Raw genomic sequence first — 526 nt, forward strand, 5'->3', positions numbered from 1 at the left:
CCGCGCCTGGATGCCCGCAACCAGCTAACCCAAGATCAAACAAATACCTGACCAGTTACGCCTGATTTTCATCCGTGGGATCCGATGTAATCGTTCCTTCATCGCGTTGGTCGGTCGGCTGGTCGAGACTCGACGTGGCCATCTCCAGGGCCTTGGCGATCACTGCGCCGCGTTCCGGATCGAGACGGGCGATCAGAAAAAAAATGCCGTCCTCGTTCCAGTGCCAGGAACAGCGTATGGCTTCCTTCTTGTCGCCCTTCTTCCCACGGTCTTGTCCGCCATCCGACTTGATCTTCGATTGTAGGGAGACGAGTCGTTCGAGTTCGCGGGCGGAGCATCGCTTTTCCTCGTGAGCCCACTCAGCCTCCGTGTCCGGCGTGGCGATGCGCGTGATGGCTCGTATCTTGGAGAAGGAGATCTCGCCGCGGGCGAAGGCTGCACTGATCTGCGGGAGCGTCTGGAGTGCGCGAGCGACGCGCAGGTACTCGTAGCTCGCCCGTAGATCGAGCCCGCAGCGCCAGGCCAA

General features: G+C 60.6%; 1 protein-coding gene. It reads right to left on the reverse strand.

Annotated features, from left to right (window positions below; translation table 11 throughout):
- Positions 1 to 55 precede the first annotated feature (55 nt).
- Positions 56 to 526: DUF222 domain-containing protein (locus G6R25_RS24525; RefSeq protein WP_163554706.1), on the reverse strand; the 471-nt coding region annotated here is incomplete at its 5' end.

This window comes from Candidatus Frankia alpina (assembly GCF_902806485.1).
GTDB lineage: Bacteria > Actinomycetota > Actinomycetes > Frankiales > Frankiaceae > Frankia > Frankia alpina.